Source organism: Humidesulfovibrio sp., assembly GCF_035560995.1.
GTDB lineage: Bacteria > Desulfobacterota > Desulfovibrionia > Desulfovibrionales > Desulfovibrionaceae > Humidesulfovibrio.
The window spans coordinates 1-7,933 of the sequence record NZ_DATMYK010000233.1 but is presented as its reverse complement, the minus strand read 5'-3'; the positions used below and the strand labels follow the sequence as shown (position 1 = coordinate 7,933).

The 7,933-nt window shown below is 65.6% G+C and carries 6 protein-coding genes; 1 reads left to right on the top strand and 5 read right to left on the bottom strand.

The genetic code is table 11. The features are described 5' to 3' along the window. Positions 1-162: 162 nt before the first annotated feature. The gene (ispG, locus tag VN419_RS09220; RefSeq protein ID WP_325646757.1) at positions 163-1,239 is read left to right on the top strand and encodes a flavodoxin-dependent (E)-4-hydroxy-3-methylbut-2-enyl-diphosphate synthase; all 1,077 of its coding nucleotides are present in this window, start codon (positions 163-165) and stop codon (positions 1,237-1,239) included. A 202-nt stretch (positions 1,240-1,441) separates the two neighbouring features. Here the strand turns inward: ispG and VN419_RS09215 are convergent, their stop codons facing one another. The 5 genes from VN419_RS09215 to recA all read right to left on the bottom strand — a co-directional run. Next, positions 1,442-3,187, bottom strand: a complete 1,746-nt coding sequence (locus VN419_RS09215) for a proline--tRNA ligase (protein WP_325646755.1) — start codon at positions 3,185-3,187, stop codon at positions 1,442-1,444. 348 nt (positions 3,188-3,535) lie between these two features. Continuing rightward, positions 3,536-3,925: a 30S ribosomal protein S9 gene (gene rpsI, locus VN419_RS09210; RefSeq protein WP_325646753.1), complete on the bottom strand. Its 390-nt coding sequence runs from the start codon at positions 3,923-3,925 to the stop codon at positions 3,536-3,538. A 15-nt stretch (positions 3,926-3,940) separates the two neighbouring features. Continuing rightward, complete coding sequence (gene rplM, locus VN419_RS09205) at positions 3,941-4,369, bottom strand: 50S ribosomal protein L13 (RefSeq protein ID WP_325646751.1); 429 nt, start codon at positions 4,367-4,369, stop codon at positions 3,941-3,943. A 120-nt stretch (positions 4,370-4,489) separates the two neighbouring features. Further along, positions 4,490-7,135, bottom strand: a complete 2,646-nt coding sequence (gene alaS / locus VN419_RS09200) for an alanine--tRNA ligase (RefSeq protein ID WP_325646749.1) — start codon at positions 7,133-7,135, stop codon at positions 4,490-4,492. A gap of 58 nt (positions 7,136-7,193) precedes the next feature. Further along, a partial coding sequence (gene recA, locus VN419_RS09195; protein ID WP_325646747.1) for a recombinase RecA occupies positions 7,194-7,933 on the bottom strand: 740 nt, incomplete at its 5' end.

Here is a 7,933-nt window from a genome sequence, read left to right as displayed (position 1 = left end):
ATGCGGGTCCAGGGGGTGCATACCCCCTGGCGGGGTTCAAGGGGCAGCGCCCCTTGCGGACTCTTGGGCAGCGCCCCTTGCGGACTCTTGGGCAGCGCCCCAGGATTCATCTCCCGCACCTGCCCTTGGCGAACGGCAGGAAGTGCGCTACGTGCATGGCCTATGCTGACACGCAAAAAGACACACGCTGTGATGGTGGGACCGGTGGGCGTGGGCGGGGGCAACCCTGTCCGCGTGCAAAGCATGACCAATGTGGACACGCGCGACGTGTTCGCGGCCACGGCCCAGGTGCGCGAGCTGGCCAAGGCAGGCTGCGAGATCGTGCGCCTGGCCGTGCCGGACGAAGCCGCGGCCAAGGCTCTGGCGCACATCCGCAAGGATTCCCCGGTGCCGCTCATCGCCGACATCCATTTCGACCACCGCCTGGCGCTGATGGCCCTTGAGGCGGGCGTGGACGGCCTGCGCATCAACCCCGGCAACATTGGCGGCGAGGACAAGGTGGACACGGTGGTGCGCGCGGCCAAGGAGCGCGGCGTGCCCATGCGCATCGGCGTCAACAGCGGCTCCGTGGAAAAAGATTTGCTGGCGCGCTTCGGCGGGCCGACGCCCGAGGCCATGGTGGAAAGCGCCCTGGGGCATGTGGCGCTTCTGGAGCGCCGGGGTTTTCACGACATCAAGATTTCCCTCAAGTCCTCCAGCGTGCTGCACACCATCGAGGCCTACCAGATTCTGTCCAGCCGCGTGGACTACCCCCTGCACATCGGCGTCACCGAGGCGGGCACGCTTCTGCCGGGCGCTGTCAAAAGCGCCGTGGGCCTGGGCGTGCTGCTGTTTCAAGGCATCGGGGATACCCTGCGCGTGTCGCTGACGCACGACCCGGTGGCGGAAATCGGCGTGGCCTACGACATTCTGCGGGCTTTGGGACTGCGTGAGCGCGGGCCGGAGGTCATCAGCTGTCCCACCTGCGGCCGTACGGAGATCGGGCTCATCGAACTGGCGGAAGAAGTTCAGCGCCGGCTGCGCGACGTGCCCGAGGTGTTCAAGGTGGCGGTGATGGGCTGCGTGGTGAACGGCCCCGGCGAAGCGCGCGAGGCGGACATCGGCATCGCGGGCGGGCGCGGTTCGGGCATCGTGTTCCGCAAGGGCGAGGTGGTGCGCAAGATTCGCGGCGAAGAAAACCTGCTGCCGGAGTTCATGAAGGAACTGGACGCCTTCCTGCGGGAGCTGCGCGCCAGATAGTTTTTCCGCCCCAGCGCCTTCGTCCGCAGGGCTTTTCCCCATGCAGTTCACTGCGGCCTGCCCTTCGGTCTGCCCCAAACAAGAAGCCCCGGAGCGCTTTGCGCTCCGGGGCTTCTTGTTTGGTCTGCGGGTCCAGGGGGTGCATACCCCCTGGCGGGGTCCAGGGGCGGCGCCCCTGGACTCTTTTCCTACTCTACTTTCCTTATTCTACTCCCAGGCCCCAGCCCTGGCGCACGGTGCGCCGCCAATTGGCGAACTCGGCGGCGAAGTCGGCCAGCTTCAGCTCGCGCTTTTCACCGGTGCGCCGGTCCTTGGCCTCGATGATGCCGGCCTTGAGACCCTTGCCGCCGAGCACGAGCTGCATGGGCATGCCCATGAGGTCGGCGTCCTTGAACTTGCTGCCCGGGCGCTCGTCGCGGTCGTCGTAAAGCACCTCGACGCCCTGGGCCACCAGTTCGGCGTAGAGCTTGTCGGCGGCGACGGCCACTTCGGCATCCTTGCCCGCCAGGGAGAGCAGGGCCACTTCGTAGGGCGCGATGGACGGCGGGAACTTGATGCCGTCGTCATCGTGGTTCTGCTCGATGGCCGAGGCCACGATGCGCGACACGCCGATGCCGTAGCAGCCCATGACCATGACCTGGTCCTTGCCGTTCTCGTCCAGGAAAGTGGCGTTCATGGCCTGGGAGTACTTGAGGCCCAGCTTGAACACGTGGCCCACCTCAATGCCCTTGCGCAGGCGGATGGTTCCGCCGCAGCGCGGGCATTTGTCGGCCTCGGTGATGTTGCGCAGGTCGGCGTAGGCGTCGACCTTCACGTCGCGGCGCAGGTCAACGTTCTTCAGGTGCAGGTCGGCCTTGTTGGCCCCGGTGATCCAGCCGCAGTCGAAATCCAGCTCGCGGTCGGCGATGATCTTGATATTGGCGGCTTTGAGGCCGACAGGCCCGGCGAAGCCCACGGGCGCCCCGGTCCAGGCCACGACCTGCTCCGGGCTCGCCAGCTTCACGTCCTGGGCGTGCAGGTGGTTCTTCAGCTTGATCTCGTTCAGCTCGCGGTCGCCGCGCACAAGGGCGGCCACGGGCGCGCCGTCCACGTCGAAGAGCAGGGTCTTGATGAGCGCGCCGGGCTCGATGCCCAGGAACTCGCACAGCTCGTCCACGGTGTGCTTGGCCGGGGTGGGAATTTCGCTGTGGGCCGGGCAGTCGTGGCCGCAGTCGCACTTGTCCACCGGCACCACCACCTCGGCCTTTTCCAGGTTGGCGGCGTAGTCGCAGCCCTGGCAGGTGGCGATGGTGTCCTCGCCGGTATCGGCCAGGACCATGAACTCGTGGCTGAAGTTGCCGCCAATGGAGCCGGTGTCGGCCTCCACCGGGCGGAACTCCAGGCCCAGGCGGCGGAAGATGGCGCAATAGGCGTCGTACATGGCCTTGTAGCTCACGTCCGCGCCCGCTTCGTCGCGGTCGAAGGAGTAGGCGTCCTTCATGACGAACTCGCGACCGCGCATGAGGCCGAAGCGGGGCCGGATCTCGTCGCGGAACTTGGTCTGGATCTGGTACAGGTTGATGGGCAGCTGGCGGTAGGAGCGCACCTCGCCGCGCACCAGGTCGGTGACGACTTCCTCGTGCGTGGGTCCGAGGCAGTAGTCGCGGTCGGCGCGGTCCTTGAAGCGCAGCAGCTCCTTGCCGTAGAACTCCCAGCGGCCGGTCTCGGCCCAGAGATCCGCGGGCTGCACCATGGGCATGAGGATTTCCTGCGCGCCCGCGCGGTTCATTTCCTCGCGCACGATGTCGGCCACCTTGTTCAGAGCCTTCAGGCCCAGGGGCAGGTAGGTGTAGATGCCGCGCGTAAGCTGGCGCACGAAACCGCCGCGCAGAAGCAGGCGGTGGCTCACAACCTCGGCGTCGGCAGGCACTTCCTTCAGGGTGGGGACATAAGCTTTGGACAGACGCATTCAGTTCTCCATCGGTTCTAGGTAAATACTGGCTGGTGAGGCTCCGCCTCCCCAGGCCCCTCCGCCAGGGGGCATGCACCCCCTGGACCCGCAAAGGGGAGATCGATCAGCATGCTTCGGTGCGCCACACCTCACCCTTTCAGGCAAAAGCTGTCAACAGGGAATTTTCGCTCTTTTTGCGCCCTGCGGGCAGACCAGCTCATCCTGCATACAATTGGCCGGTTATCGAGACGCGGGAACGCCGCACCAGAGACTCTCTACCCCGCGTTCCAAACCGAAAAGGGCCGACACCCTTGTGGGGTGCCGGCCCGAATGGGCTGGACGGGGAAGGCGGGAAGCCTTGCCGGCTTAACGCTTCGAGTACTGGAAGCGAGCGCGGGCGCCCTTCTGGCCGTACTTCTTGCGTTCCTTCTTGCGGGCGTCACGGGTCAGGAACCCGGCCTTCTTCAGGGTGCCGCGCAGTTCGGGATCGACCAGGAGCAGGGCGCGGGCGATGCCGTGACGGACGGCCTGAGCCTGTCCGGCCACGCCGCCGCCGGCGACGTTGACCTTGATGTCGAACTTGTCGGCATTCTTGGTCAGCTTCAGCGCCTGCTGCACGATCATCTGCAGGGTTTTGCGCGGGAAGTAGTCTTCGTAGGGACGGTCATTGATGGTGATCTGACCGGTGCCCTGGTACAGACGGGTGCGGGCGACGGCGTTCTTGCGCTTGCCGGTGCCGTAGTTGAAATCGGACATGGGTTCCGCTCCTCTTTACAGGTCCAGAGCCTGAGGCTTCTGGGCGGCATGGGTGTGGTCGGGACCGGGGAACACCTTGAGCTTCTTGATGATCTGACGGGACAGGCGGTTCTTCGGCATCATGCCGCGCACAGCCTGGATGATCACCAGCTCGGGGTTCTTCTCAAGCATCACCTTGAGGGTGCGGCTCTTGATGCCGCCGGGGTACAAGGTGTGCTTGTAGTACATCTTCTTGTTCAGCTTGTCGCCCGTGACCTTGATCTTCGAGGCGTTGACCACGACGATGAAGTCGCCGCCATCCATGTGGGGGGCGTAACCGGGCTTGTGCTTGCCGCGAAGGCGGTGGGCAATCTCAGTGGCCAGACGGCCAAGCACTTTGTCCGTGGCATCGACCACAAACCATTCGTGCTTCAGGTCCGCGGGGACCGGGCTGTACGTATTCATGTAGGGCTGCTCCTTCATCCAAACTGGAAACAGGGCTCTTACTGGCTTTGTTTTAGCCTGTCAACCCAAAATCTTCGTCTTTCCTGCGGGACAACCCCGCAGAAAGGCGCAAAACGTCTGCTAGGCCTTGGCCACCAACTCTTTCAGTTTGGCGATGGCCTTGTCGATTCCTGCGGGGTCGGTGCCGCCGGCCTGGGCCATGTCGGGCCTGCCGCCGCCAGAGCCGCCCACTTCCGCCGCCACGTCCTTGATGAGGGCGGGCGCTGTGAACTTTGCATGCAAATCCTTGCTGACCGCGATAAGCACGGCCACCTTGCCGTCCTCGGTGGGCGCGGCGAGCATGGCCACCCCGGAGGGCAGCTTGCTCTTGAGCGCGTCCATCTGGTCGCGCAGGCTCTTGATGCTGGCGGTCTCGGCCTTGACGGCGATGACCTTGACCCCGCCAATCTCCTCCACCTCGGCCATGCGCGCGCCGCCCTCGCCGGAGGCCAGCTTGGTCTGCAGGCGCTCCACTTCCTTCTGCAGGGCCTTCACCTGGGCGGCCATGGCCTTGGTGCGCGCGGCCACTTCCTCGGGCCGGGCCTTCAGCACGGCCTGAACCTCGCCCATCTCCTGGCGCAGGGTCTGCAGGTGCGCCAACACGTTCCAGCCCGTGGCGGCCTCGATGCGGCGGATGCCCGCGGCCACGCCGGTTTCGGAAAGCACCACGAAGCTGCCCGCCTGGCCGGTCTGCACCAGGTGGGTGCCGCCGCACAGTTCCATGCTCACGCCGGGCACTTCCACCAGGCACACGGTGTCGCCGTACTTCTCGCCGAACAGCGCCATGGCGCCGCGCGCCACGGCCTCCTTCTGGCTCACGAACTCGCGTCCCACCGGGATGTTGTCCAGGATGGCGCGGTTCACGATCTGCTCCACGCGGGTGATCTCAGCCGGGGTCATGGGCGCGATGTGCGTGAAGTCGAAGCGCAGGCGCTCCGGCCCGACGAGCGAACCGGACTGCTTCACGTGGTCGCCCAGCACCTGGCGCAGGGCCGCATGCAGGAGGTGCGTGGTGGTGTGGTTGCGCGAGGACGCCAAACGGCCGCGCGCGTCCACGGTGAGGTCTGCGGTCTGGCCGCTCAGCACCTCGCCGTCGTTGACGAAGATCTTGTGCACGGTGAGGTCGGCCGCAGGCTTCACGGTCTCCAGCACGTCGGCCGCGCCGGTTTCGGTGTGCACCTCGCCGTGGTCGCCTTCCTGTCCGCCGGACTCGCCATAGAACGGGGTGCTCGCGGCCACCAGCCAGCCGCCCTCGCCCTGCTCCAGCTTGTCCACGGCCTCGGCCTCGCCGTTCAAAAGGGCCACGATACGGCCCTGGTCCTCGAACTGGGTGCTGCCGGTGAAGCGGGTCTTCACGCCCGCCTCAAGCAACCCCTGGAACATGCTGGCCACGTCCTTCTCGCCGCTGCCCTTCCAGGCCTTCTTGGCGCGGGTCTTCTGCTCCTTCATGCAGGCCATGAAGCCGGGCTCGTCCACGGCCACGCCGAGCTTGCCGGCCACGTCGTTGACGATGTCCAGCGGGAAGCCGAAGGTGTCGTACAGCTTGAAGGCGAACTCGCCGGAAATTCCCGCGCCCTTGCCCTCGGCCCCAAGCCGCGCCAGTTCGTCCTCCAGGATCACCAGGCCCTTGTCGAGCGTCTGGGAGAAGCGCTCCTCCTCCTCGCGGATGACCTTGGTCATGAACTCCTGGTTGGACAGAAGCTCGGGGTAGGCATCGCGCATGTGGGCCACCACCTGGCGGGCGGTCTCGTGCAGGAAGGGATCGGTGAGGCCGATGAGGCGACCGAAGCGGAAGGCCCGGCGGATGAGGCGCCTGAGCACGTAGCCGCGGCCCTCGTTGGACGGCAGGATCTGGTCGGTGATCAAAAAGGCGATGGAGCGGCTGTGGTCGGCGATGACCTGCAGCGCGGTGTCCGTGTCCTTGTCCGCGTGGTACTTCACCTTGGCCTTCTCGGCCACGTAGTCGATGAGGGCGCGGAAGATATCGGTCTCGAAGTTGGAGCGCTTGCCCTGCACCACGGCGGCGATGCGCTCAAGGCCCATGCCGGTGTCGATTGAGGGGCGGGGCAGCGGGGTGCGGGTGCCGTCGGCGGCCTGGTCGAACTGCATGAACACGAGGTTCCAGATCTCCAGGTAGCGGTCGCAGTCGCATTTGCCGATGCCGCAGTCCGGGCCGCAGGCCATGTCCGCGCCCTGGTCCACGTAGATTTCCGAGCAGGGGCCGCAGGGGCCGGTGTCGCCCATGGACCAGAAGTTGTCCTTCTCTCCAAGCCGGTAGATGCGCTCGGCGGGCACGCCCGCCACCTGCTGCCACAGTTCGCCCGCCTCGTCGTCGTCCTTATATATGGAGACGTAGAGCTTGTCCTTGGGCAGCTTCAGTTCCTCGGTGATGAAGGCCCAGGCGAACTTGATGGCGTCGGCCTTGAAGTAGTCGCCGAAGGAGAAGTTGCCCAGCATCTCGAAGAAGGTATGGTGGCGCGCGGTGCGTCCCACGTTCTCCAGGTCGTTGTGCTTGCCGCCCACGCGCAGGCATTTCTGACTGGTGGTGGCCCGCACGTAGGCGCGCTTCTCCTGGCCGAGGAAGACCTTCTTGAACTGCACCATGCCAGCGTTGGTAAAGAGCAGGCTGGGGTCGTCCTTGGGCACCAGGGTGGAGGACTCCACCACGGTGTGGCCGTTCTTTTCAAAGAACTTCAAAAAGCGGGAGCGGATTTCTGCGGCTTTCATGCGGGTTTCGTTCTCCAAAATAATGTATGGATGCGGGCGTTACGGGGCTGCCTGCGTGCTACTCGTCAATCTCCGCAGCGGGTTCTTCCGCCGCCGGGATGAAGGCGGGCGGAGTCATGCCCAGGTGCTCCAGGAGCTTGTCCTCAATCTGCTGGCGCAGCTCGGCGTTTTCCACCAGCAGCGCGCGGACGTTCTCCTTGCCCTGGCCCAGGCGCTCGGAGCCGAAGGCGAACCAGGAGCCGCTCTGCTCGATGATCTTGTTCTCCACGCCAAGGTCGATGATCTCGCCCTCGCGGCTCATGCCGGTGCCGTAGAGGATGTCCACCAGGGCCTCGCGGAAGGGCGGGGCCACCTTGTTCTTGACCACCTTGATGCGCGTGCGGTTGCCGTAGGCCTCTTCCTTATCCTTAAGGCTCTGGATGCGGCGGATGTCCATGCGGATGGAGGCGTAGAACTTGAGCGCGTTGCCGCCGGTGGTGGTTTCCGGGCTGCCGTAGCCGGTCATGCCGATCTTCATGCGGATCTGGTTGATGAAGACCACCACGGCGCGGGACTTGTGGATGGTGCCGGTGAGCTTCCTGAGGGCATGGCTCATGAGGCGCGCCTGGCCGCCCACCTGGGTCTCGCCCATCTGGCCCTCAAGCTCGGCCTGGGGGATGAGCGCGGCCACGGAGTCGATGACCACCACGTCCACGGCTCCGGAGCGCACCAGGAGGTCGCAGATGTCCAGGGCCTGCTCGCCGAAGTCGGGCTGGGAGATGAGCAGCTCGTCGGTCTTGACCCCCAGGCGCTTGGCGT

Coding starts and splice junctions, on each gene's coding strand:
- ispG (WP_325646757.1), top strand. CDS start 163: ATGCTGACACGCAAAAAGACACACGCTGTGATGGTGGGACCGGTGGGC.
- VN419_RS09215 (WP_325646755.1), bottom strand. CDS start 3,187: ATGCGTCTGTCCAAAGCTTATGTCCCCACCCTGAAGGAAGTGCCTGCC.
- rpsI (WP_325646753.1), bottom strand. CDS start 3,925: ATGTCCGATTTCAACTACGGCACCGGCAAGCGCAAGAACGCCGTCGCC.
- rplM (WP_325646751.1), bottom strand. CDS start 4,369: ATGAATACGTACAGCCCGGTCCCCGCGGACCTGAAGCACGAATGGTTT.
- alaS (WP_325646749.1), bottom strand. CDS start 7,135: ATGAAAGCCGCAGAAATCCGCTCCCGCTTTTTGAAGTTCTTTGAAAAG.